The 25629-nt window shown below is 38.7% G+C and carries 27 protein-coding genes and 1 riboswitch; of the genes, 12 read left to right on the top strand and 15 right to left on the bottom strand.

Annotated elements, in window-relative coordinates; genetic code table 11:
* Positions 1-234 precede the first annotated feature (234 nt).
* The 5 genes from E4J94_RS02130 (at position 235) to E4J94_RS02150 (ending at position 5451) form a co-directional block, all read left to right on the top strand.
* Complete coding sequence (locus E4J94_RS02130; RefSeq protein WP_135834255.1) at positions 235-588, top strand: helix-turn-helix domain-containing protein; 354 nt, start codon at positions 235-237, stop codon at positions 586-588.
* 24 nt (positions 589-612) lie between these two features.
* On the top strand, positions 613-906 hold the full coding sequence (locus E4J94_RS02135; protein WP_002978174.1) for a helix-turn-helix domain-containing protein: 294 nt from the start codon (positions 613-615) through the stop codon (positions 904-906).
* Between the two features lie 97 nt (positions 907-1003).
* Positions 1004-2470: a DUF3945 domain-containing protein gene (locus E4J94_RS02140; RefSeq protein ID WP_068944926.1), complete on the top strand. Its 1467-nt coding sequence runs from the start codon at positions 1004-1006 to the stop codon at positions 2468-2470.
* Positions 2471-2473: 3 nt separating this feature from the next.
* Positions 2474-4558 (top strand): type IA DNA topoisomerase, encoded by a 2085-nt coding sequence (locus E4J94_RS02145; protein WP_135834256.1) that lies wholly within the window; start codon positions 2474-2476, stop codon positions 4556-4558.
* Positions 4558-5451 (top strand): ORF6N domain-containing protein, encoded by an 894-nt coding sequence (locus E4J94_RS02150; protein WP_135834257.1) that lies wholly within the window; start codon positions 4558-4560, stop codon positions 5449-5451. Before E4J94_RS02145 ends, E4J94_RS02150 begins: the two co-directional genes overlap by 1 nt.
* Before the next feature lie 98 nt (positions 5452-5549).
* Here E4J94_RS02150 and E4J94_RS02155 read toward each other — a convergent pair whose 3' ends face one another.
* The 3 genes from E4J94_RS02155 to E4J94_RS02165 are packed head-to-tail and all read right to left on the bottom strand — an operon-like array spanning position 5550 to position 7781.
* Complete coding sequence (locus tag E4J94_RS02155; RefSeq protein ID WP_135834258.1) at positions 5550-6119, bottom strand: phosphatase PAP2 family protein; 570 nt, start codon at positions 6117-6119, stop codon at positions 5550-5552.
* On the bottom strand, positions 6116-6460 hold the full coding sequence (locus E4J94_RS02160) for a hypothetical protein (RefSeq protein ID WP_135834259.1): 345 nt from the start codon (positions 6458-6460) through the stop codon (positions 6116-6118). Before E4J94_RS02160 ends, E4J94_RS02155 begins: the two co-directional genes overlap by 4 nt.
* 13 nt (positions 6461-6473) lie before the next feature.
* Positions 6474-7781, bottom strand: coding sequence for a voltage-gated chloride channel family protein (locus E4J94_RS02165; RefSeq protein WP_135834260.1), 1308 nt, complete (start codon positions 7779-7781; stop codon positions 6474-6476).
* A 30-nt stretch (positions 7782-7811) separates the two neighbouring features.
* Positions 7812-7879, bottom strand: a riboswitch (Fluoride riboswitch).
* A 177-nt stretch (positions 7880-8056) separates the two neighbouring features.
* Between E4J94_RS02165 and E4J94_RS02170 the strand changes: the two genes are divergently transcribed.
* The gene (locus tag E4J94_RS02170; RefSeq protein ID WP_135834261.1) at positions 8057-8494 is read left to right on the top strand and encodes a DUF1896 domain-containing protein; all 438 of its coding nucleotides are present in this window, start codon (positions 8057-8059) and stop codon (positions 8492-8494) included.
* A complete protein-coding gene (locus tag E4J94_RS02175) occupies positions 8481-13910 on the top strand; it encodes an N-6 DNA methylase (RefSeq protein WP_135834262.1) in 5430 nt (1809 codons plus the stop codon). The genes E4J94_RS02170 and E4J94_RS02175 overlap by 14 nt, the downstream gene beginning before the upstream one ends.
* On the opposite strand, the gene E4J94_RS02180 is transcribed toward E4J94_RS02175, so the two are convergent.
* The gene (locus E4J94_RS02180; protein ID WP_135834263.1) at positions 13911-14738 is read right to left on the bottom strand and encodes an RteC domain-containing protein; all 828 of its coding nucleotides are present in this window, start codon (positions 14736-14738) and stop codon (positions 13911-13913) included. It abuts the gene before it with no gap.
* A gap of 314 nt (positions 14739-15052) precedes the next feature.
* Positions 15053-15697: a Tll0287-like domain-containing protein gene (locus E4J94_RS02185; RefSeq protein WP_135834264.1), complete on the bottom strand. Its 645-nt coding sequence runs from the start codon at positions 15695-15697 to the stop codon at positions 15053-15055.
* Between the two features lie 22 nt (positions 15698-15719).
* Between E4J94_RS02185 and E4J94_RS02190 the strand changes: the two genes are divergently transcribed.
* From E4J94_RS02190 to E4J94_RS02210, 5 genes are all read left to right on the top strand, one after another.
* Positions 15720-16067: a hypothetical protein gene (locus tag E4J94_RS02190; protein WP_135834265.1), complete on the top strand. Its 348-nt coding sequence runs from the start codon at positions 15720-15722 to the stop codon at positions 16065-16067.
* 67 nt (positions 16068-16134) lie between these two features.
* Entirely contained in the window at positions 16135-16542 is a 408-nt protein-coding gene (locus tag E4J94_RS02195; RefSeq protein ID WP_135834266.1) for a DoxX family protein, read from the top strand.
* A 25-nt stretch (positions 16543-16567) separates the two neighbouring features.
* Positions 16568-17008 (top strand): DsrE family protein, encoded by a 441-nt coding sequence (locus tag E4J94_RS02200; protein WP_135834267.1) that lies wholly within the window; start codon positions 16568-16570, stop codon positions 17006-17008.
* 11 nt (positions 17009-17019) lie between these two features.
* Positions 17020-18630 carry a bifunctional metallophosphatase/5'-nucleotidase gene (locus E4J94_RS02205; protein ID WP_246034236.1) on the top strand — a complete coding sequence of 537 codons (1611 nt, stop codon included), beginning with the start codon at positions 17020-17022 and terminating at the stop codon, positions 18628-18630.
* Positions 18631-18652: 22 nt separating this feature from the next.
* Positions 18653-19150, top strand: a complete 498-nt coding sequence (locus tag E4J94_RS02210) for a TlpA family protein disulfide reductase (protein ID WP_221411275.1) — start codon at positions 18653-18655, stop codon at positions 19148-19150.
* 103 nt (positions 19151-19253) lie between these two features.
* On the opposite strand, the gene trxA is transcribed toward E4J94_RS02210, so the two are convergent.
* The 10 genes from trxA to E4J94_RS02260 all read right to left on the bottom strand — a co-directional run bounded on the left by trxA (position 19254) and on the right by E4J94_RS02260 (position 25564).
* A complete protein-coding gene (trxA, locus tag E4J94_RS02215; RefSeq protein WP_135834269.1) occupies positions 19254-19547 on the bottom strand; it encodes a thioredoxin in 294 nt (97 codons plus the stop codon).
* A complete protein-coding gene (locus E4J94_RS02220) occupies positions 19525-19749 on the bottom strand; it encodes a DUF6132 family protein (protein WP_221411276.1) in 225 nt (74 codons plus the stop codon). The genes trxA and E4J94_RS02220 overlap by 23 nt, the downstream gene beginning before the upstream one ends.
* Before the next feature lie 5 nt (positions 19750-19754).
* Positions 19755-19991 (bottom strand): hypothetical protein, encoded by a 237-nt coding sequence (locus E4J94_RS02225; RefSeq protein ID WP_135834271.1) that lies wholly within the window; start codon positions 19989-19991, stop codon positions 19755-19757.
* A 12-nt stretch (positions 19992-20003) separates the two neighbouring features.
* Positions 20004-20375 carry a rhodanese-like domain-containing protein gene (locus E4J94_RS02230; protein ID WP_135834272.1) on the bottom strand — a complete coding sequence of 124 codons (372 nt, stop codon included), beginning with the start codon at positions 20373-20375 and terminating at the stop codon, positions 20004-20006.
* Positions 20376-20418: 43 nt separating this feature from the next.
* Complete coding sequence (locus E4J94_RS02235; RefSeq protein ID WP_135834273.1) at positions 20419-20733, bottom strand: rhodanese-like domain-containing protein; 315 nt, start codon at positions 20731-20733, stop codon at positions 20419-20421.
* 71 nt (positions 20734-20804) lie between these two features.
* Positions 20805-21452, bottom strand: coding sequence for a peroxiredoxin (locus E4J94_RS02240; protein ID WP_135834274.1), 648 nt, complete (start codon positions 21450-21452; stop codon positions 20805-20807).
* A gap of 26 nt (positions 21453-21478) precedes the next feature.
* Positions 21479-22858: an MBL fold metallo-hydrolase gene (locus tag E4J94_RS02245; protein WP_135834275.1), complete on the bottom strand. Its 1380-nt coding sequence runs from the start codon at positions 22856-22858 to the stop codon at positions 21479-21481.
* A gap of 12 nt (positions 22859-22870) precedes the next feature.
* Complete coding sequence (locus tag E4J94_RS02250; protein WP_135834276.1) at positions 22871-23131, bottom strand: heavy-metal-associated domain-containing protein; 261 nt, start codon at positions 23129-23131, stop codon at positions 22871-22873.
* Between the two features lie 117 nt (positions 23132-23248).
* Positions 23249-24667, bottom strand: a complete 1419-nt coding sequence (locus tag E4J94_RS02255) for an MBL fold metallo-hydrolase (RefSeq protein WP_135834277.1) — start codon at positions 24665-24667, stop codon at positions 23249-23251.
* Positions 24668-24760: 93 nt separating this feature from the next.
* The gene (locus E4J94_RS02260) at positions 24761-25564 is read right to left on the bottom strand and encodes a sulfite exporter TauE/SafE family protein (protein ID WP_135834278.1); all 804 of its coding nucleotides are present in this window, start codon (positions 25562-25564) and stop codon (positions 24761-24763) included.
* Positions 25565-25629: the final 65 nt, after the last annotated feature.

The raw sequence follows: 25629 nt of genomic DNA on the forward strand, positions 1-25629 counted from the left end.
TTTGAAAGCAGTACCAAAACGTACTGCTTTTTTCTTTGCCCATATCTACCAATTGGCAAATGCTCTCAAAACTTCATTACAAAATACCCAAAATTCCATAAAACCCTTATTAAACAAGGGTTTTCCATAATTGTAAAAATTTTAAAAAAACAGCCAAACCAATTGGCAAGGCTTGGCAGACAAACACTGCCACCTTTCACAATTTTGCATAGTGAACTTTAAAAAAGCTATGCAATGAAAATAATAACCATTGAAGAAGAAGCCTGGCAACAGCTCAACAGCCGTATTAATGCCATTGCTGATTATCTGAAAAAACAGGAAGATAAAAGCTATGATGACCTGTGGCTCAATAACCACGAGGTATGCCAATACCTGCACCTCAGTGAGAAAACACTTTGGCGTATGCGTACTAAAGGCGAAATAGCATATTCAAAAATCTACGGTCAGTATTTCTATACGATTGGAGCTATCAAAGATATGCTCAACGCAAATGCCATACAGAGCAGTGAGAAATTTGTAGAGGAACTTATAGCAAAAGGTAAAAGCTACATCGAAAAAGGCAGAAAGCTAAAGACAGATAAAAAATAGATATGAACCCTTAAAAATATCATTATGAATATTGACAGAATGGAATTTTTGGCGTGGATGGAACGCTTAATGGGACGTCTTGATATGCTGGGCGATAATATAGATGAATTACAGAAGAAACGTAATAGCATAGATGGCGAGGAACTGCTCGATAACCAGGATTTACTTCAGATGCTGAAAATCAGCAACCGTTCACTGCAACGGTATCGCTCCATCGGCAAACTGCCCTATTACACTATTAGTGGCAAACTTTATTACAAATTGTCTGATGTTCATCAATTCATCAGAGATAGCTTTAACCCACCTTCAACCAGATAACGCCAATGAAAGACAAAGACTTCCTCTGAATGCCAAGTAATGCAATTCAGTGAAGGCTTCCTTTACATTCGGCATTGAATTTTAAAATTTTCAGACTATGAGTGAAGAAACCATAAATAAACAGGAAATGCCCGAACAGTTATCGGACATATTGCTGGTGCTGGACAAAGAAAAAATGAAAATCCAAGCCGTAAAGAGTATAGACGAAAACGGGAAAATGGAAACTGTTGACCCCACGAAGAAAAACCAAAACCAGTTTATGCGTGTGGACAAAAGCGGTGATTTCTTTTCCAATTTCTTCTCCAATTTTTTCAGTCAGCTAAAGAACCCTACCAATTTTTCATTCTTCAAAGTGCCTGCACCTATCGCTGTTGAAAAAGCACAGGAAATGCAAAAGCAGGTTGACAAGCCAACTCCTGAAGGCGAAAAAATAATGAAAGAGCACGAAGTAAAAATAGAACAGCAACAGGATAAGAAACAAGTAAATCAAAATAATATGGCAACAACACAAACAACACAGGAAGCAAGCGAATACCGCTACAAACCGGAGCAGATTGATTGGGATACTATGACCAATCTCGGATTAAGCAAGGAATACCTTGAAAAGAGAAACCTACTTGAACCTTTATTGAAAGGTTACAAAACAAATGAACTCTTACCGATTGGTGTCAACCTCGGTGGTACAATTCTTCGTACAGATGCCCGCTTGTCTTTACAACAAGCCGAAGACGGAAAAGTTGTGGTAGGAATACACGGCATCAAAAAAGAACCCAATTTGCATTTTGAATTTTTCGGGCACAAGTTTACGGATGAAGACAAAAAGAACCTGCTCGAAACTGGTAATATGGGGCGTGTGGTAGATTTGAAAAATTCCAAAACTGGAGAACTGATGCCGTCCATTATAAGTATAGACAGACTAACGAATGATGTAATTGCATTGAGGACGGATTTTATAAAAATTCCCGATGAAATTAAAGGTGTAAAACTGAATGAAGAGCAAAAGCAAACTCTACTGGAAGGCAAACCACTTTATTTAGAAGGTATGGTTTCTACGAAAGGAACTGAATTTTCGGCAACGGTACAGTTCAATGCAGATAAGCGATATGTGGAGTTTTTGTTCGACCGAAACAATTCTAACAGGCAAACCCACAGCAACGGACAAACTCAAGAAAATAAGCAAAACCAATCTCAGGAAGTTCCAAAAACATTCAGAGGTAAAGAATTGACCGATGATCAACATAAGGATTTCAAAGCCGGTCAAACCATCTACATTGATGGATTGAAAGATAAAAAAGGGCAACCATATCAAGGTTATATCACTTTCAATAAAGAAAATGGAAAAACCAATTTTGAATTTCCAAATCAATACAAGGAAAGAGTAAAACCAACCGAAGCCCATAAAACGCAAACTGCCGTCAATTCTGAAGGCAAAACCAATGAGGCCACCAAGAACATCAAAGAGCCTTTGAAGTCTGGTCAACAAACACCGAAAAACAAACAACAGCAGGAACAACAGGAAAAGCCCAAAGCTCCAGCAAAAACCAGAGGCAAAAAAATATCTTAAAGTATGAAAACAATCATTGCAGAAAAACCAAGCGTAGCAAGGGAAATAGCAGGACTTGTGGGTGCATCTGATAAAAAGGATGGCTACCTTACAGGCAACGGCTATTTTGTTACCTGGGCATTCGGTCATTTAATAGGGTTGGGAATGCCCGAAGATTATGGAATTTCAGGATTTGATAAAACAGCGTTACCAATTTTACCCAATCCTTTTTTATTAACTGTTCGGAAAGTAAAAAAAGATAAAGGCTATACAGCCGATACAGGAGCGTTAAAGCAACTAAAAATTATTGAACAGCTTTTCAATAAAAGCGAGAGCATAATTGTGGCAACCGATGCAGGCCGTGAAGGCGAATTGATATTTCGTTACATCTACGAATACCTGAAATGCAACAAACCGTTTGAACGCCTTTGGATAAGTTCGTTGACCGAAAAAGCCATCAAGCAAGGATTTGAAAACCTAAAACAAGGAAAAGAATTTGACGGATTATACCAAGCAGCACAAGGTAGAAGCCGTGCCGATTGGCTGGTAGGTATCAATGCTACACAAGCATTGAGCATTGCCGCAGGAAATGGTATCTATTCCCTCGGAAGAGTTCAAACGCCTACCTTAGCTTTGATATGCAAACGTTATTTGGAAAACAGGAATTTCAAGGTTAAGAATTATTGGCAGATACAGCTATCGCATAATAAAGAGTTGATAGATTTTAAAAGTATTTCCAAAACAAAATGGGAAGACCAAAAACTTGCCGTTGATACGCTGAAAGCCATTCAACGAAGCGGAACTACAACAATTACATCAGTAGAAACCAAAAGCGTTACGGAACAACCGCCTTTGTTGTTTGACTTGACAGGATTGCAAAAGGAAGCGAACAAAAAACTGAACCTTTCTGCTGACGAAACCCTAAATATTGCCCAAAACCTTTACGAAAAGAAGTTTATCACTTATCCACGTACCGGAAGCAAATATATTCCTGAGGATATGTGGGCAGAAATCCCCAATCTCGTAAGGGCTTTACAGGACAGAGAAAACTGCAAACAAGCGATTACAAAAATGAAATGGGGTCGCTTCAATAAACGTATTGTGAACGATTTGCGTGTTACCGACCACCACGGTTTGTTGATTACAGATAAAATTCCTTCAGCACTGAATGCAAAAGAAAATTCCGTTTATGATATGATTGCCTTTCGATTGCTCGAAGCCCTTTCACAAGCCTGCATCAAGGAGATAACCGATGTTGCTTTACAGTCATTGCATTATGATTTCACCACAAAAGGCTGTAAGATAATTGAACCTGGTTGGCGTTCCATCAAAGGGAATTTCTCCGACGATGATACTGAGCCTGTACAGGATTTACCCGAACTGAAAAAAGGAGATGAACTCAAAATAAAAGAAGCTTCCGTTCTCGAAAAGAAAACCAAACCACCTGTACTTTATACCGAAGCAGGACTTTTATCGGCTATGGAAAGTGCTGGAAGAGAAATAGAAAATGAAGACGAACGGAAAGCGTTGCAAAACATCGGTATCGGCACTCCGGCTACAAGAGCCTCCATCATTGAGACCCTGTTTACCCGAAATTATATCCAACGGGAAAAGAAATCTTTAATACCAACTGAAAAAGGATTGCAGGTTTACAAGTTGGTAAAAGACCGAAAAATTGCGGACGTTGCGATGACAGCCGAATGGGAACTCGCATTGCAGAAAATCGAGAACAATGAAGCGGATGCAAGGGTATTTCAAAAAGAAATGGAAAATTACGCCTCATCTATTACCAATGAACTGTTGCAGACTTCCATTGCCCAAAACAACTTGCCAAAACTTATTTGTCCGAAATGCAAAAGCCAGCAACTCATTATCCGTGATAAAATAGTAAAGTGTCCTGATGGGGTTTGTAATTGGGTACAGTTTCGAAATGTGTGTGGCGTACAAATCGGCATAACCGATATTGAAAACCTCATCAATAAAAGAAAAACTTCGCTTATCAAAGGAATGAAAAGCAAAGCCGGAAAAAAATTCGATGCTTATATCGTATTGAATGAAAATGCCGAAAGTTCTTTTGAGTTTGCCCAAAATAAAAGCTACAAAAAGTGATGAAAAATAAACTTATCATTACCAGCAAGGAAATAGAAAACCAAATCTATACTGTAAGAGGGCAACAAGTGATGCTCGACAACGACCTTGCAAGTATTTATCAGGTAGAAACCAAAGTCTTCAATCAGGCAGTAAAACGTAATGCAGGTCGTTTCCCTGAAAACTTTCGTTTCCAATTGGCACAGGAGGAATTTGATGCCATCAACTTGAGGTCACAATTTGTGACCTCAAGTTTGAATTATGGTGGCAGGCGTTATCTGCCCTACGTTTTCACCGAACAAGGTATTGCGATGCTGGCTTCGGTACTCCGTTCAACGGTAGCTATAAAGGTCAGCATTGAGATTATGAACGCTTTTGTTGAAATGCGAAGAATGCTAATGAGCAATGCTTCGCTTTTTCATCGTCTGGATAAAATTGAACTGAAACAATTAGAAGCTGACCAAAAATTTGAAGAGATTTTTAAGGCTATGGAAAGCGATAAGCTCCACAGTGAAAAAGGGGTTTTCTACAATGGGCAGGTTTTTGATGCCTACGCCTTTATATCGGACATTGTTCGTAATGCTAAAAGCTCCATTATCCTGCTGGATAATTATGTGGATGATACAGTGCTGACCTTATTGGGAAAACGGAATGACAATGTAATCGTAACAATTTATACCAAAAGCATCAGTAATCAGTTACGGCTGGATTTACAACGGTACAACAGCCAATATCCTCCCATTGAAATTGAGGTTTTCTCCGATGCCCACGACCGATTTATGATTATTGACAATGAGGAACTTTACCATATCGGAGCATCACTCAAAGACCTGGGCAAGAAATGGTTTGCCTTTTCGAGAATGGATATTGAGGTTGGTAAAATGCTCCAAATACTAAATCAACAAAACTTATAATGTTCGTAACTCCAAAACTTCTTTAATAATTTAGAATGACCACAGTTGAAGGCTTTTCATAACTCATCTACTCTGATATTGAAATACTTTTTTCCATCTTAATACTCTTTTTTGATAAACGTTCTTTTTGCAAATATAGCAACAGTAAATCCGGAAAATATGCCTACAAGTATGCCGCCAATTATGTCCAGGGGATAATGAACCCCGTTATAAATCCGGCTATAACAGACCAGCAAAGCCCAAGAAACGATGGCTACTTTTAATAATTTATAGCGAGGAGGTAAAAGTAAAATCAGAAAAATGGTAAGAGCCGCTACGTTTGCTGCATGCGAGGACACAAAACCATACATACCGCCGGGACCTGCCTTGCTCAAATGTATATATGGAAGCAAGTCTGGTTCGTGTGAAGGTCTTGGACGCTGTACCCATTGCTTTATAACCGATGAAGATATTTGGTCGGAGAGCGTTATTACCATACCAATGGCTAAAAGAATATAAATACTAGCTTTTCCATACAGCTTTACCAAAAAAATAGCCAAGGTTAGGTATAAAGGCAACCAAAACCATTTATGACTTGCCCAATACATAACCACATCAAAAAAGGCATTATGTTTTTCATTGATGCAGAAGAACAACTGGGTGTCGAAGTTTTTTAATTTATCTATCATTTTATCAGTTGTATTTCGGGATGTATCAAAATGCTTATAGCCTCTTGGATTTCCGCTTCATTGTCTTTCAGAAAGGTTTGTAATTTTAGCTCTTCATCTATCAGTTCCAGACATGCGGTATTTTTGGGTGGCGGCAGTTCCGATACATTATATACTATATTTCCACCGTTCAGATAACCTGCACTGGCAATGAAAATATTTGCATGATGTATTTTTTGCGCTTTGGCAGCCTTGAGTAATTGATCGCTTAAACTGCTATTCCACAGCTTTTGCCAAAAGGACAATTTTTTGGATTTTTGACCGTATTTAAAATAAATCCTTAATAACTGGTACTGTTCCATATAGCTTTGAATTTTATTTTAGGTTAGAAACGGTCTTATCTAAATAATTGCTAAAACGACTGTGTTTGGGTTCGCCGATTTTCTGCCTGCCATAGATACTATTATGTCCTGAAAAAAGATAAGACACCACACAGGCAATAGCTACATAAATACCACATTCTGCACTGAATAGCTCAATTCCCATCAGCATGCAGGACAGTGGTGTATTGGTCGCTCCGGCAAAAACGGCAACAAAGCCCATACCTGCCAATAACCCTACCGGTAAAGGAATGACGATAGACAAAGCACTGCCCAAAGCTGCACCGATAAAAAATAATGGTGTGACTTCACCTCCCTTAAAACCTGCTGCAAGTGTTATTATAGTAAAAACCATTTTTACAGCAAAGTCGTATGGAGGCAATTGCACTTCAAATGACTGAACAATTGTAGGAATACCTAATCCAATATACTTTGTAGTACCAACAGCCAGCACTGCCAACGCTACAATAATACCTCCTACAAAAGGACGTAGTGGAGGAAAAGTTATCCGTTTTTTGAATTGATTTGTTGTCCAGTGAATAATTTTACTGAAGGTGGCAGCACAGAGACCAAAAGCGATACCAGCTATAATACTGTATAAGACTGGCAGAAAATCAATTTCAGGTATAATGCTAATATGATAATGGGTATGCTTTGCGTGCCATAAACGAGTAGTCCAATCAGCAAAAATGGCTGATGCAAAGGCTGGGAATATGGCATTGTAACGAAGACGACCAATTAGAAATACTTCCAAACCGAATACCGCTCCGGCCAACGGTGTGCCGAAAACAGAACCAAAACCTGCCGCAATTGCTGATATAATAAGAATAGTTCGATCTGTGGAGGAAAGCCTGAAAGGTATGCTAAATTGGTCTGCGATTGCTCCCGCCATTTGCAAAGCTGTTCCTTCACGTCCAGCCGAACCGCCAAAAAAATGTGTAACAATCGTTCCTAGGTAAACAAACGGAGCCATATGGAAAGGTATTACTTTCTGAGGTTCGTTTATGGTGTCTATCAAAAGATTATTACCTGCTTCGGCATCTTTACCATAATAATAGTACAAAAGTCCGATAAGCAAACCACCAACTGGAAGCAACGCAATGAGCCATTGGTGGCTTTCTCTGAAATTGGTAGCCCAATCCAGTGAAATAAGAAAACCTGCCGATGCTGAACCTACGGTAAGACCAATAACTAAACTGATGCAAAGCCATTTTAATATATACGGTAGTGCAGGATATTTTCTGAAAAATATTTTGAATTGAAGAAATGCCGCTTTACGAAGGGAACGCTGAATTTTTGACATAATATACCTGATTAATTGATAGTAATTAATGATTAATCAGGCGTCATCAGCTTTTTTAAAGCGGTTGGGCAAGGAAGAACACCATTTCCTTTTATGGTGCAAATATATATAAAAAAAACATACTCTTCCAATATAATTCTTTGCTACAATTAACAGTTTAAATGATTAACACGCCAAACCCTACCTCACAACGCCAAACCATTCCAATTCCGTAAATGCTTATGCGGCCTGCTCTAAATTTATGGTTCAGGCAAAAATTCTAAATAAAATTCAATATGGACACACAACAAAAAGACCTATCATATTTCAGGTTACGACTGCAAGAATTATTAAATACCAGCTTCCCCGAAAAAGCAAACGACCAAAAATTTATAGAACAACGTTCATCGTGGGCTGCCAATGCTTACGAGGGTGCTTTTCGCTCGAGAAATACTATTGAGCAATGTAACGAAATAGCCAATTACATTCTTTTTGAGGGCTTGCACTTCTCCAAATTCGATACCGTGTTTCAGGTGGTATGCAACGAGTTTGATACCATAATGGCAGACGAGGAACTGCGACCGTTTGCCTTGAAAATTTTTCCTGTTTGTGAGCCTGTTTTCTCCGGCTATGAACTAACTGATGACTTCGCATACGGTTATGAGTTTGATTTACTCTATACCGAAATAACCGGAACCATCGCAATATGGATAGAAGAAAATGGGCTTCAGTAAGAAGCAACATCTCCAACAGAACATTGATGCCCTGCGAATTGCTTTTAAACTGGAAAAGGAGAAACGACAAGCCACCGTAGGCGAAAGACAGTCGATGATGCAATACAGCGGATTTGGTGGTCTTAAATTCGTTCTGAACCCCATAGCGAACGAAATAGACATCAATAATTGGAGAAAAACCGAACACGACCTTTTCCCGATCACGCAGGAACTCCACCAACTACTAAAGGAAAATTCCGAAGACGAAAAGCAATACCGCAGGTATATAGATAGTATGAAAAGCTCTGTTCTGACGGCTTTTTATACACCGCCACAGGTCATAGATGCGATTTCCGCAACTTTGCGTGAAAGCGGTCTGAACATTGATAAATTCCTTGAACCCTCCGCAGGTATAGGGTCATTCATACAATCCTTTTCGGAAAATCAATCGGCAAATGTTACCGCTTATGAAAAAGACTTGCTGACAGGCAAGATTTTAAAACAGCTTTATCCCGAAAGCAATATCCGTGTAAGTGGTTTTGAGGAAATTTCCGAAAAGGAACAAAACAGTTATGATGTCGTTGCAAGTAACATTCCGTTTGGCGATACTTCAGTATTCGACCTTTCCTATTCCCGAAGCAAGGACACTGCAAAAGTACAGGCAGCCCGAAGCATACACAATTACTTCTTTCTGAAAGGTGCTGATATGCTCCGTGAGGGCGGTTTGCTAGCTTACATTACTTCACAGGGCATTCTCAACAGCCCAAAGAACGAACCGATACGCAGGGTGTTGATGCAGGATAATAATTTGGTTTCGGTTGTCCGCTTACCCAACAACCTGTTTACGGAATATGCAGGAACGGAAGTCGGCAGTGATTTGATTATCCTGCAAAAGAATACGGCAAAACAAAACTTGACCGAAGCGGAAGAACTGTTTTGCCAAAGCAGGCAAACGGAATATAATACTCCGGGCAATGCACTCTTTCAGGACAGCACAAGAATTGTGCATACCGACCGCAAATTAGATACCGACCCTTACGGACAACCTGCCCTAATCTATACGCATAAAGGAGGCGTTGAGAGCATTGCCAAAGACCTCAAACAAATGCTTTCAGAAGATTTTGGAAAGCACCTGAATTTGAATTTATATAAAGGCGAACTAAACGATGAGCCTGTATTACAAGTTCCTGTTACACCAACACCAAAGGTTACACCTCCGGTTATCGAATCTGTAACCATTCAACCGGAAATACAATCTTTATCTGCTCCTATAATCAATCGGGAAAGTCCGCAGGAATTAAAGCAACTAAGCATTTTCGACTTGTTTGAAAATGCGGACGAACCTGTAATGGTTGCTGCTCCGCCCAAAAGAACGACACAAGTTAAAAGGCAAAGCACCAACAAAAGAAGAGGTGCAATAGGTCGCCAACCTGACCTGTTCAGCAGTGCGATGCAGCAACCTTATACGCCCCCTGTTATTAATAGAGCTACCAATGGAAATACATTTAATAACGGTAAAAAACAGGAAGCTATCGGCGACCTGTTTTCACAAATAAACGGGAATGGCCAAGCTGATAAGCCAGCCGTTCCCAATACCATTCCCGAACCTGCCCCTTATAGTGGCAAACTGCAATCGTACCACCGTAACGATTGTCTTGTTGTGGATAATGGTTGGGTCGGTTATCTGCAAGATGTAGATACATCAGACGGTACGGCAGTTTTCCACCCTTTAACTTTACCGACCTTACAGAAAGCAAGAGCCGAAGCGTACATTGCTGTACGTGATGTTTACCAAGACCTTTATAATAAAGAGGCAAAGTTTCAGACCGAATACAAGGAAGAAAGGGAAACGCTTAACCGCCTTTACGATGCCTTTGTCAAAAGGTACGGAAATCTCAACAGTGCCGATAATATCAAGCTCATCAAAACGGATAGCTCAGGTAAGGAAATCCCTTATTTGGAACGTGTCGTTGGTGGCGTGGTACACAAAGCGGATATATTCAGCCGTCCTGTAAGTTTCTCCACCTTAACAATAGCAACGGACAATCCCGAAGAAGCGTTAGCGGCTTCGCTGAACAAATACGGAAGCGTGGATTTGGAGTATATGTCCGAAATCAGCGGTATGACGGACGATGCTTTGAAAGAAGCATTGCACGGTCGTATTTACTACAATCCTCTGCAACAGGAATATGAAATATCCGAACGCTGGATTGCAGGGAATGTAGTAGAGAAAGCCCAAGAGGTCAAAGCGTATCTCGAACGCAATCCCGATGATGCCGAAGCCAAAGCAAGCCTTACAGTCATAGAAGAAGCCCGACCAAGGCGTATCGAATTTGAGGAACTCGATTTTAATTTGGGCGAACGCTGGATACCCACAGGTATTTATGCCCGATTTGCTTCACATCTTTTTGATACGGACGTACTCGTTCATTACTCTGAAAGCTCCGATGACTTTTCCGTAAAGTGCGACCGTAAGAATTTGCATATATGGGAGAAATATGCTGTCAAAGCTGAAAGCCGGACGTTTGATGGGATTGCCCTGTTCAAACACGCCCTTGTCAATACCACGCCTGATATTACCAAAAAAATTACGGTTAGCGACCAAGAGGTCAAGGTGCGGGATATGGAAGCCATACAAATGGCGAATACCAAGATTGATGAAATCCGTACCGCCTTTACCGAATGGCTTCATGCCCAAAATGGTGAGTTTAAGACAAGACTTACCGACCAATACAACGATACGTTTAACTGCTTCGTCCGACCGAACTATGACGGAAGCCATCAGGACTTTCCGGGCTTAGACCGTAAGGCGTTGGGCATTGAAGACCTGTATTCAAGCCAAAAGGATGCCGTTTGGATGATAAAGCTGAACAACGGGGCAATTTGTGACCACGAAGTAGGTGCAGGAAAAACCCTTGTGATGTGTACCGCAGCACAGGAAATGAAACGTTTGGGATTGGCCCATAAGCCGATGATTATCGGGCTGAAAAGCAATGTTCACGAAATTGCCGAAGCCTACCGCACCGCTTACCCACACGCCAAAATACTGTTTCCGGGCAAAGAAGATTTTACGCCCCAAAAACGTCTGCGGATTTTTGGCGATATTAAAAACAACGATTGGGATTGTGTTATTCTCACACACGACCAATTCGGAATGATACCGCAATCGCCCGAAATGCAAAAGGAAATTCTCCAAATCGAGTTAGATAGCGTAGAACGAAACCTCGATGCGCTGCAATCGCAAGGTAAAGAAATTACCAGAGGAATGCTTGCAGGAGTAATCAAGCGAAAAGAAAACCTCGAAGTGAAGCTCAAAACCTTGCAACACGATATTGATAACCGCAAAGATGATGTGGTTGATTTTAAGATGATGGGCATTGACCATTTGTTTGTGGACGAAAGCCATCAATTCAAAAATCTGATGTTTAACACAAGGCATTCAAGAGTTGCGGGATTGGGTAATGTTGACGGAAGCCTAAAAGCTATGAACCTACTTTTTGCCATTCGTACCATTCAGGAACGCATCAATGCGGATATGGGAGCAACTTTCCTTTCGGGTACAACTATCAGTAATTCGCTGACGGAACTGTATCTGCTATTTAAGTACCTGCGACCACGGGCAATAGAAAAACAGGGTATTCACTCTTTTGATGCGTGGGCAGCTATTTATGCAAGGAAAACGACCGATTATGAATTTTCGGTTGCTAACAACATTGTAGCAAAAGAGCGTTTCCGCTACTTTATCAAAGTGCCGGAGCTGGCGCAATTCTACTCGGAAATAACAGATTACCGAACCGCAAAGGATATAGGCATTGACCGACCGAATAAGAATGAGATATTGTATAATATTCCGCCCACTCCAGACCAGTCTGCATTTATTCAAAAATTGATGGATTTTGCAAAAACGGGAAATGCCGAGTTGCTCGGAAGACCACCGTTGTCGCAAAGCGAAGAAAAGGCGAAGATGCTCATTGCTACGGATTACGCCCGCAAAATGTCACTCGATATGCGGATGGTAAATGGAAAATATGAAGACCATCCCGATAGCAAAGCTTCGCATTGTGCTGCAACTATTGCTAAATATTACAACCAATACAATGCACAGAAAGGAACGCAGTTCGTTTTTTCAGATTTAGGAACCTACAAGCCTAGCGAATGGAATATGTACTCCGAAATCAGACGCAAACTTGTAGAAGACCACGGCGTACCCGCACACGAAGTCCGTTTTATACAGGAAGCCAAAAATGACAAGCAGCGTAAGGAGCTTATCAAAGGAATGAACGAGGGTAAAATACGTGTGCTGTTCGGTTCTACAAGTATGTTGGGTACAGGTGTGAATGCACAAAAAAGAGCCGTTGCCGTCCATCATTTAGATACACCGTGGCGACCAAGTGACCTTGCCCAAAGGGACGGTCGGGCAGTCCGAAAAGGCAATAAGATTGCCAAATTCTTTGCCGACAATAAAGTAGATGTGATTATCTATGCTGTAGAAAAATCATTGGATAGCTATAAGTTTAACCTGTTGTACAATAAACAGCTATTCATTGACCAATTAAAAAACAATAATCTCGGCAAACGGACTATTGACGAGGGCAGTATGGACGAAAAATCAGGAATGAATTTTTCGGAATATGTGGCTATCCTTTCGGGAAATACCGACCTGTTGGATAAAGCCAAATTAGAAAAACAGATTGCAGGATTGGAAAGCGAAAAACAGGCATTTAACCGTTCAAGATATAGTGCGAAGTACAAATTGGAAGACTATACGGCTGAACTTCATAAAGCTCAATCCCGCTTTGACCGTATGAGCCTTGATTGGAATAATCTGCAAGGGCGTATCCAAAAACGTTCGGACGGTACAATCGAAAATCCTGTGCAATTGGACGGCTTAACACTCAATGCGGATATTAAACAAATCGGTGCAAAGCTTAGCCAACTTGCAGATAAATCTCGAACTGGTGGTCAGTATGAAGAAATCGGTAGTTTGTACGGATTTGCCTTGTTGGTCAAAACCGAAATATCTGAAAAAGAAGGTTTAGATATTCGGGTAAACCGATTTTTGGTACGAGGCGAGGGCAATATCAAATATACCTACAACAATGGTATCATTGCCAAAGATGAGAAATTGGCATCTATGAATTTCCTCAACGCATTGGAAAAACTGCCTGCCTACATTGAACTGGAGCAGAAGAAAATTGCCGAAATTCAAAATGACTTGCCTGTTCTGCAAGAGGTGCTTAATGGTACGTGGAGCAAAGAGAGCCGATTGAGCGAACTTAAAACGGAGTTGGCTTCCGTTGAGCGAAAGATACATTTATCTATGAAAGAAACGAAAAACGAACCCGAAGAACATTCTGAAAAACAAAAAAAATCCCCTGACATTTCGGAGAGTATTGTGCGGACAAAAGGTATTCACTTACCGAGAGGTGTACTGTAATTACCTCTCATCCTGTTCGTCCATTTTCCTAATCAGAGCTTCACGCATACTGTCAAGGAATTTTGTTTGGGTTATTTTTCTGGATTTCAATTCCATATACGTATGATAAAAATCGCCTAAATCAACATTAAAGGATCTTTCAAAAAATCTGACAATAGCAACAATATCAGCGTTTCCATTATTCAGAACACCTTGAGCATTTAGTCCATATATCAATTCAATTAAAGCTACTTTACTTCCTGTCCAATTTAAGGAGATATCGTTAGTTCTATTTGTAATATTATTGTTGTTTAATTGCTCTTCAAGAAATACCTGTATTCTGTCATTCGCTAAAATTTTGGCTACTTTGTAATCGTGCGATGTAGAAAAGCTGTGATCCGTTTCAAAATAAAATGTGTCCAAACTTAAAACTATATCATAATTTCCACGTACAAAATATTTATGGTCAAGATACGAGCTGTTTGTTCTATAATAACTATAAAATTCTTTATTGTTGTCATAAAATCTTTTAAGCTTTGTTAATTCAGCGCTGAAATATTCATCTAACACTTTCTTTCCACCATACGGTTTTTTAGCCTCAATCTTAAAAACGGCGTTGTAACAAATCAATTTAGAAAGTATAATGGGTTTTAGCTTTTTAAAGAAATATATTTCTTCTTCCTCATCTTTAAAACCACTTTTCATTACTTCTTGTTTTAGGTCAGCTAAACATTTTATCAGAAGTTTGATTACTTCTTGTGCTAATTGCATGCGGTCTTCGATTTCAACAGACAGTTCGTTAATTTGATAATCTAAATTCTGAACACATTCATTATAGTATTTCTCCATAGACTTATTCTTTTATAAGGTTTTCAATCTGCTTAACAAACTTTTCAGACATGTAATTGGTAAATCCCTTATGATGAAATCTGATTTTTCAGTTTTTATCAAATATTAGCCTAATAGGCAATGCTCCGGATTACACGCTTTCCAGAACATTGCTAAACGTTGTGTATAGTATCCTGAAAAATTTTCTTTAGTTATAGTATAACTAACTGAACTTAATCACATGAATTTCCAATAGAGAAAACCCATCAAAATTCCAAGATGAACTCCAATTGTCGGTAATATATTTTTCTTTTATATAGATATATTATTTGTCATTACTTTAATTTAATTTTCCACATACCTCTTAAATCGCCCAATTTGTAGTTGACAGCTTTGTCACCGGGATATTTTTGGGCAATACTATTTTGTGTGCTTTCGGCAATATCAGATTTACCACCGTGGCATTTGACACAAGTGGGCATCGCTATTAAAATGGGTTTATAATAATATACCTCCCCATTATTATGCTGCTCGATAAAATCTACTTTCTTAGATTTGATCTTTTTCCAAGCCAAACTATCTGCTTGTGTTTTAATTGCATTAGCGGGATTTCGGTTCTTATCACTTAGTCGTTGGATGTAAACATTAAGATCCTCAGCAATGCTGCCTGTGAGTGGGATTGCCTGAATGTTGCAAAATTCAACCGCGTAATTTATTCCTCCTTTTTGTATTGCTCCAGCTACGTTTTGCAATAAAATCATTTGAGATACTGTTGCAATGGAATCAGCCTGATTTTTTAAGGCAGAAATTTCTTTTTCATTCTTTGTAGCATGCTTACAGGAAACCACTATAAATGCCAATAGTAAAGTCGCTATTCTCAAATTCACATTCTTTTCTTTCAAAAATAGTTTATCTGAAATTTTTAATGTGTAACATTGGTTACAAACCAATGAATATGGTCTTGTTATTTTTGTTGTCATATTAAACTGTGCTCAGTTGATTATGTTACAATTTCTAACAACATACCGAAAGATCGTAATCGTTTTATTAACGATTGTATTGGCTATTCCGTGTTCGGTAAAAAGAGATCTGAAACAGCAGTTCAATATTGAAAGTAATCAGTCTGCAAAAAATAATTCTGCTAAAATTGGTTGTGCTTCTTTCTGTTCCAGCTACATAAACTCTAACAAAAAACAGAAACAGCAAGTTTTCAAAAAAAACGTACCTCCATTCTCTTTTATACAAAAAGACAGGATTGTTGCTCATCTTATTTTCCCTATTTTAGACCATTATCATTTCTTTAAAGAGAAAATTCCTACCCATATCCGCAATCAACAATTCTTGATTTGATACCCTGATGAATTTACTGTTTCAAACAGCAACAATTCTCAATTAATATTTATCAAATCAGAATTATATGGACAAACAAATTCAGATAAGCGGATTATCCGTTTTATTGTTGCGTATTGCACTCAGTGGTATATTTATCATTGCAGGCTTTTCGCATCTTATCCACCCCGAAGGCGTAACCCAACGTATTCAAAATGCCAACTATAGTAGTTTTGCTACCTTTTTTGGAAATCCACATTTCTTAGGGATTTTATCGGGGTATGTACTCCTTATTTTCGGAACTGCTTTTTTGTTGGGAGTATTTACCCGTTGGTCAGCCATTATGTTGTTTCTTACACTCATTCCCATAACGATAACTATTCAAATGGGAAACGGGTTAACGCACGGACCACTGTGGAAAAACATTGCCCTATTTGGTGGTCTTTTGTTTTTTATTCTCAACAATCCGAAATCATTCAGTCTTTATAACAAATAGTAATAACATTTAAACAAATTTTAACATGAAAAAACAAATCATAATAATAGCTCTATTCCTTGTAGGAATTTCATTTTTCAACGATGTAAAAGCCCAAAATAGTACAACATCTCAGGTCGAAAATGCCATTAAAAAGAATGGAAAATATGCCTTATTAGTTCAGAACTCTAAGCATTTCATGGTATCGGTTATGATAGGTGAAGAATACAAAGTCAAAAGTCCGAAAATACAATTTGAAATTGTTCTTATCGGGGACGTCGTAAAGGATTTGGCTGAAAATCCGGAATTAAAACCATTCATTGAAAAAGCTCAAAAAACAGGCGTTAAAATCGTTGTTTGCGAGTTTGCAATGGAAAAATTAGGCGTTAAAAAATCGCAATACCATTCATCAATTCTAACTACACCTAACGGTTTTACTTACCTTTTTGGTTTGCAGGAATCAGGTTTTAAAACCATAACACTTTAAAATTTATGATGATGAAAAGTTTAATAGGAGTAATTGTGGGCTCGATGTTATTGACCGCTTGCAACAATACGCAAAATCAAGGCGAAGAAATGATTACCATTCTACAAACTGCCGATATACACGCTTATCTTAATCCGCATCCGGAATTGTTTGTAGAGAATGATTCCATTGTGTTTAGAAATGCAGGTGGATTAGCCAACATCAAAACATTGGTAGAATCGCTACGTAAAGAAAATCCTGATGGAATTGTTTTTATAGACGGAGGAGATTTGATACAAGGAAGCGGAGAAAGCGTACATTCCGAAGGACAAATTTTTCCAGCTCTGATTCAACAGATGAATTATGATTTATTGATTCCGGGCAACTGGGAAGTTATCTATGGCAAGCAGATAATGCTGGATGTGATGAATGGCTACAGCACCAACGTCATCGTATCGAATATGTATAACGAAACCGACGAAAAGCCGATTTTTCCGCCTTATTGGATTACCGAAAAGAAAGGTGTTAAAATGGGATTCATCGCCTATAACGATCCTGAAGTTCCAATACGTCAAAATCCCGGTTTTAGTAAAGGATTGAAATTTACCGAAGTTGAAAACAATCTGAAAGAATTGATTAAAGAACTTAAAGAAAACCAACAGGTAGATTTGCTCTTTCTGGTAGCACATATAGGTATTTCAAAACAAGTGTTACTTGCAAACAATCCTGCTGTAGAAGGGGTGGATTTTATATTTGGAAATGATACGCACGAACGCACTAGAAAGCCGATAAAAGGTAAATTCACGACCGTTGTTGAGCCCGGAGCTTTTGGATCGTTTGTCGGAAAGTTGGATTTGAAAATTAAAGATAAGAAAATCATAGGTTACGATTATGAGTTGATGGAGGTAGATCCGGAAAAATATCCAGCGGATACCGAAGTACAAAAGTTAGTAGAAAAATCCATTGCTCCTTATCGAGATGAAATGCAACGCGTTTTGGGCTATACCACTACACCAATGTACCGCTATCTGGTGGTCGAAAATCCGATGGACAATATGATTACCGACGCTTTACTGTGGAAATCGGGAGCTGATTTTGCTACTTCAAACGGTTTTCGTTTTGGTGTGCCTATTGTGCCTGATGCAAGTGGCAAAAAAGCCATTACCAAAGAAGACCTTTGGCGAATGTTACCTGTGGACGAACATATGAAAATAGGCGAAGTAACCGGAAAACAGATTAAAGATTGGTTGGAAAAGGAAATCAACAATGTGTTTGCCAAAGATCCGTCCAAACGATTTGGAGGATGGTTGGTTCGTTTTTCAGGAATGACCTTAAAGTTCGACAGCTCAAAAGAAATGGGCGAACGTGTGCTGGAAGTAACCATTCAAGGCAAACCGATGGATCTCGGTAAAACCTATAAAATGGCTTCGTGTAACCGTACCGGAGAGCCTTTGCACGTGTTATGCCGTATGCCAAACGGTAAAAATGTTGAGATTAAAGATTATACTTTGCACGATGCCGTAGAAGAATATTTAAAGGTAAAAGGAACAGTAAATCCTGTACTGGACGGACGTTCAATTGCGGTAGATTTAGGCACAAATGCTTTCTCTCAAATGGCGGAAACAGGGTATAAATTTCGATAGTATAAGCGGTAAACTAAAAATAATGAACAGAACAAAAAAAAATTATATGCTTGCATTTCATTTCTTAGTCTTATCAACTGCTATACTTGCGGGTTGTTCTAATGTTGATGGTAAACATAATAACAAGGAGCGAAAAACAACGACAGTCACTGAAAAAACGGATATTCGTACAGACAATGGTATTACATTTCAGGATGGAAATGGTAAGATAGTGGCATTAAATGATCTAAAGGGCAAAGTTGTCTTTATCAACTTCTGGGCGACCTGGTGTCCGCCTTGTATCGAAGAGATGCCTTCCATCAATGAGCTGAAAACAAAGTTTGCCGGGAATGAAGATATTGTTTTTCTGATGGTAGATGTAGATGGTAAATATAAAAAAGCACAAACTTTTATGAACAAACGGAAATATAATCTTTCCGTATATGTTCCCCATAGCGAAATCCCCAAAGAATACTTGGCCGGAGCAATACCTACGACCGTTATTCTGGATAAGAAAGGTGCTATAGCGGCAAGGAATTGAAGGAGGAAGGGATTATTCGTTACCTGAAATCTTTAATGGATTAAAAAAGCTTTTGGAGGAGTAGCCCACAAAAAATCCGAAGACAATTACATCTTCGGATTTTTTATAAATTTTCATTTATCAGCCGTTCCAGCTCATTTGCCGGGAATACTCCCGATTGTCGCCAACGGATTTTTCCGTTTTTGAATATCATAAGCGTGGGTACACTTCTTACCTGATACTGAGCCGCTACCGGCTGATTCTGATCTACATCTATTTTGATGATTGATGCAGATTCGCCCACACGCTGTTTCAATTCTTCCAGAATAGGTGCCTGCATTTTACAAGGACCACACCATACCGCAAAAAAATCCACCAAAACCGGCTTATCCTGATTAATTATTTCTTGAAATTTCATTCTTTTCTTTTTTATTGTTTTTAAACATAGAGAATATCAAACCTCCCATTACAGAGCCATATAACGTGCTATTGATTGGATTAGAGGTGATGGAACAAGTACCTGTATTGCATCCTACAAATTTCCAATAGAGAAATCCGGCAATTGCACCAATTGTTACGCCAATGATGGTTAAAAGGTTCTTTTTTATAAATGTCTGCATCATCATTATTTTACTTCTTCATAGGTAATGTCTTCCGTATTTTTGGCTTTGCTTGTAGAATATGTTGTATTGCATCCAGCAGCACCGCAACAGCCAATATTAAACAGCGGCATTAGTGTAAATAATCCACCTAAGACAACAAGCATCCATTGCTGTACCTGAATGCCTTGAACGATGATCACAATTCCCAAAACCAGACGGATAATCCGCATGAAGTTCCAGCCTCTTAAATAGTTTTTCATTTGTCTGCTTTTTTAATTATTAGAAATTAACGAGTTAACATTTTGCCAGGTACCGCCATTGACAACGTTTTGAAAACCGTTTTTTTCTAAAATACTTTTTGCCTGACTACTCCGGTTACCACTTCTACAAAACACAACAATGTTTTTCTTTCCTTTGAATTTGGAAAGTTGTCCCGAAATTTTGTCTAATGGAATGTTGACAGCTCCCTTTACACTTCCGGATGCAAACTCGGAAGGTGTACGGACATCAACCAAATAGGCATTGTCCGTAAGTACTTCTTTTAGTTCTGTATTGTCTTTCTGACCGAAAAGATTTTTAAAAATTCCTAACATAACTACTCCAATTATAATAATGAGAATGAATTTGACACTTTGTTTTTGCATCTTTTTTTGATTTATACCGTTGAGTGAAAAAGTGATGTGTCATTTACTTTTTCTGCAATATTTCATCCAAGGCTTGCTGTACATTTTGCCACGGACCACCGTTCACTACATTTTCAAATCCGTGTTGTTGCAGGATTATTTGTGCATTTCCGCTTCTTGCTCCGCTTCGGCAGAAAACGATAATGTTTTCTTTGTTTTTAAATTGTGAAAACTCCTGTTCCAATACGCTTAATGGTATGTTTATGGCACCGTCAACACTTCCCGAATTAAATTCTTCAGGAGTGCGTACATCAACCAAAAAAAGAAAATCTTTATCTAAAAACCTATCTTTAGAAAGTTTGTCTAATAACTCTAACATATGATGTAAATATTTATGATAAGAAGACTGACCCTAAATTTGCGTAAAGCCAATCTCCTTATTCTTAATGATTAAATTGATTTTTTAGCAAGGTACCAATCCACTTGCTCCAGGCTTGTGTCGGCTTTACGTTCTTTCAACCCTTCCAATGTTTTTGGGGCACCTACAATTACTTTATCTCCTGGTTGCCAGTTGAGTGGCATAGCTACTTTGTATTCATCGGATGTTTGAAGTGCTAACAAAGAGCGTTTAATCTCGTCCATATTACGACCCACATTCAAAGGATAATACATAATTAGTCGAATTTTTCCTGCCGGATCCATAATAAATACTGCACGAACAGCAGCAGTTTCACTTTCGCCCGGTTGCAACATTCCGTATAGCTTTGCTACTTTCATATCCAAATCAGCAATGATCGGGAAGTTGAACAAAACGCCAGTTTTTTCATCAACGGCATTTACCCATGCAATATGTGAATGAATACTGTCGATGCTTAATCCCATCAATTTAGTGTTGTGCTTTTCGAAGAAATCGCTTTCGTTGGCAAAACCTGTCATTTCTGTGGTACAAACTGGTGTGAAATCAGCAGGGTGTGAGAATAAAATCACCCAGCTTCCTTTGTTGTATTCTGAAAATTTGATTACTCCTGTAGTGGTCACCGCTTCAAAATCGGGTGCCATATCGCCAATTCTTGGCATTGTATTTACTTGATTTTCCATTTTTTTAAAATTTTAATATTATTTAATTAACTATTTACTTCCATCCACTCTTTCATTCCGGCACTATAGTTTTTCACATTTTTGAACCCGTTTTTAGCTAAAAGGGATTGTGCAATGGTCGCTCTGTCACCACTTTGACAATGAATAACGATTTGCTTGTCTTTACTGAATTTATCTAGATTATCAGGTAATGTACCTACAAAAACGTGATCTGCACCTTCTACGTGATAGGTTTCGTATTCTGTCAATCCTCTCACATCGACAATTTGAGCATCCGGATTTCCGATATACGATTTGAATTCATCAATATCGATAATGTCTTCCGTTTCTAAATCCAAACCTAAATCATTCACATCAGAAATGTATCCGTAGATATTATCCAAACCGATTCGCATTAGTTTCCGGGTCAGATCTTCCATCTGATTGTCGTCGGCAACCAAAATAAATTGTTCCTGATAATTCAGTAACCAACCTGCCCAAGTAGAGAAAGAATTATTGCCTTGGATATTGATACTTCCCGGAATAAATCCTTTAGCGAAATCCGTTTTCACACGGGCATCGATCACTTTCAATCCGTCGTTGTAGGCTGTCAAAAATTGCTCTCTGGAAAGCTTTGGATGTTTCGGCACTTCAACCAATAATGGACGATCCACTTTGTTCAAGTGTTTCATCGTCGCAAAATATTTTGGTGGTTCCGGCTGACCTTCTAACAGGTATTTGATAAATCCGGCTTCATCATCCTGATATTGAAACGCCCAGTTACGGATTTTCTCGTAACCTACCGTAGAACTTGGTACTGCTCCCAAGGCTTTTCCGCAAGCCGAACCTGCTCCGTGTGCCGGCCAAACCTGCACGTATTCCGGCAATGCGGCAAAGCGTTGAATGGATTCGTACATCTGTTTGGCTCCTTTTTCCTGTGTGCCAATTAATCCTGCTGCTTTTTCCAATAAATCCGGACGGCCAATATCGCCGACAAAAACGAAATCTCCTGTGAAAACCATTACCGGTTTGTCGGTTGCCGGATGGTCAGTCAATAAAAAGCTGATACTTTCGGGTGTATGGCCGGGTGTGTGCAATACTTCCAAGGTCAGGTTTCCTACGTTGATTTTATCTCCGTGTTTTAAACCTACGTGCGGGAAAGCGTATTGCCAGTCTTCACCACCTTCGTCCGAAAGATACATTTTTGCTCCTGTCACTGCTGCCAATTCGCGTGAACCACATAGAAAATCAGCGTGGATATGTGTTTCGGTAATATGCGTGATTTTCATATTGTTTTGCTTCGCAATTTCCAGATACACATCGATATCCCGTTGTGCATCGATCACGATGGCTTCGCCTTTTGCCTGACAACCTATAAAATAGCTTGCCTGAGCTAAACTTTTATCATATACGTGTTGAAAAAACATAATTTTTAATTTTTAAGATTTTAAATTTCCTACGGCACAGCTTACATAAGACTTTGCCTTTTTTAATAATGAGTTATTGCCTTTTTGCGGATAACCTAAATCATTCAGCTTTTGAATGAAAGGTTCTATGTCTGAATCGGATTCGATGGTTACGGTTTCGGTGTCTTTATCTATGTTGACTTCCTGCACAACTTCCATTTGCTGAAGAGCCGTTTTGATGCTGTTCATACAGCCTCCGCATTTTATATTTTCTACTTCTATCGTGTGTATCATTTTATTCTTAAAGGTTAAATTATAATACAAATTTACCATCATAAATCAGCTTATAAAGTAACATTGGTTACACTGACTAAAAAAGCCGATATGTTTTAAATACCGGCTTTTTTGGGATTATAACATAGTGGTCGGACAAACGTAATCGCTCACCTTGAATTTTCCTGAAGCTTTAATGGCATCGAATCCACCTTGAACATCAATCAGGTTGTCATATCCTCTGGCTTTAAGAATAGAGTTGAAAATCATAGAACGATAACCACCTGCACAATGGACATAATAAGTTTTGTCTTTGTTTACTTCAGTTATATGTTCGTTAATATAATCCAAAGCAATGTTTTCGGAATCTAAAACGTGTTCTGAAAAATGTTCACTTTTTTTGCGTACATCTAATATATTCAAATCAGGATTTTCTTCCATTCGTTTTGCCAGTTCATCTACTGAAATTGATTCGATAGCATCAGTTTCTTTACCTGCCTTTTTCCATGCTTCAAATCCGCCTTTCAAATAACCAATGGTATTGTCGTAACCCACACGAGCCAATCTGGTAACGATTTCTTCTTCACGACCTTCATCGACAATCAATAAAATGGTTTGTTTAATATCCGGAATTAATGTTCCTGCCCAAGGTGCAAAGTTTCCGTCGATGCCGATATTGATTGAATTTGGAATAAATCCTTTAGAAAATGTTTGTGCATCACGAGTATCCAGTAATAATGCATCGGTTTCGTTAGCAGCCGTTTCGAATGCTTCAGGACTTAAAGCCTGTGTTCCTTTGTGCAACACCTCATCAATACTTTCATAACCTTTGATGTTCATCAACACATTTTCAGGAAAATATCCCGGAGGCGGCATCAAACCGTCTAATACTTCATCAATGAATTTTTCTTTACTCATTGGTTGCAAAGCATAATTGGTTTTCTTTTGGTTGCCTAAAGTATCGGTCGTTTCCTTGCTCATATTTTTACCACAAGCCGAACCCGCTCCGTGTGCCGGATAAACGATAATATCGTCTGCCAACGGAATGATTTTATTATGCAATGAATCATATAAATGAGCCGCTAATTTTTCCTGTGTTAAGTCAGCAATTACTTTTTGTGCCAAATCAGGACGACCTACATCGCCGATAAACAAAGTATCACCTGTAAACAAGCTAGTTTCTTTACCATTTTCATCTATCAGAAGAAAACAAGTACTTTCCATGGTATGTCCCGGTGTATGGATTACTTTGATTTGAATGTTTCCTACGTTTAAAATCTCCCCGTCTTCGGCAACGTGTGCTTCAAATCCGGGCTTTGCAGTAGGCCCAAAAACAATAGTTGCACCGGTTTTCTTAGCCAAATCTAAATGTCCGCTTACAAAATCAGCGTGAAAATGCGTTTCTAATACATATTTGATTTTGGCATTGTCTTTTTCTGCTTTTTCGATATAAGGCTGTACTTCACGTAATGGATCGATAACTACTGCTTCCCCGTTACTTTCGATATAATAAGCTCCTTGAGCTAAACATCCTGTATAAATTTGTTCTACTTTCATTTTTTTATGATTTTTTAATTGTTTTAAATTTTATGATACAAAACTACAACCTGCTTACAACCTGTACAGTAACATAAGTTACAAGACTGTTTTTTATAAGAATAATTCTTTGATAAGGATATAGATTCCCATCACCAGTACAAACCAACCGAATGCAGATTTGAGTTTATTGCCTTCTATTTTTTTAGAAAGGAAGATTCCGATAAAAATACCAACAACCGATAATCCGGTAAAAGTGGAAAGTAAAGTCCAGTCGATGGTTTCATTACCTTGCAAATCACCTGTAAACCCTAAAAGTGATTTGGCTGCAATGATAAATAAGGAAGTTCCTACGGCTAATTTCATCGGCATTTTTGCCAATAAAACCAATGCTGGAATAATTAAAAAACCACCACCTGCACCGACCAGTCCTGTTAAAGTTCCAACCAAAGTTCCTTCCAACAGAATCATCGGATAATTATATTTTATTTCACCTGAATCTGCATCTTTACAATGCGGACAAGGACGTATCATGGAGATCGAAGCAAAGATCATGACGATGGCAAACAATACCATTAAGGCAATAGGTTTGGTAACTTCAAAGTTTCCAATACTGAAAATTACATCAGGAATTAAAGGCATCAGATATGCCCGAGTTAGGTACACCGCAATTATAGATGGAATACCAAAAATAAATACGGTTTTAAAATCTACTTTTTTCTGAATGGCGTTCTGAACACCACCTACCAAGGATGTAGTTCCCACCACAAATAAGGAATAAGCTGTTGCCAATACAGGATTAACGCCCATCACATACACCAAAATTGGGACGGTAAGTATGGAACCTCCGCTACCTATAAGTCCTAGTGAAACACCTACTAAAACGGCTAATAAATAGCCTATAAGATCTGTTGCCATAATTCAAAGATTAAATGATACGGCAAAATTAGAATACCACGATAACGCAGGCAGTAACAATTGTT

Origin of the sequence: Empedobacter tilapiae (assembly GCF_004785645.1) — a bacterium.
Lineage (GTDB): Bacteria > Bacteroidota > Bacteroidia > Flavobacteriales > Weeksellaceae > Empedobacter > Empedobacter tilapiae.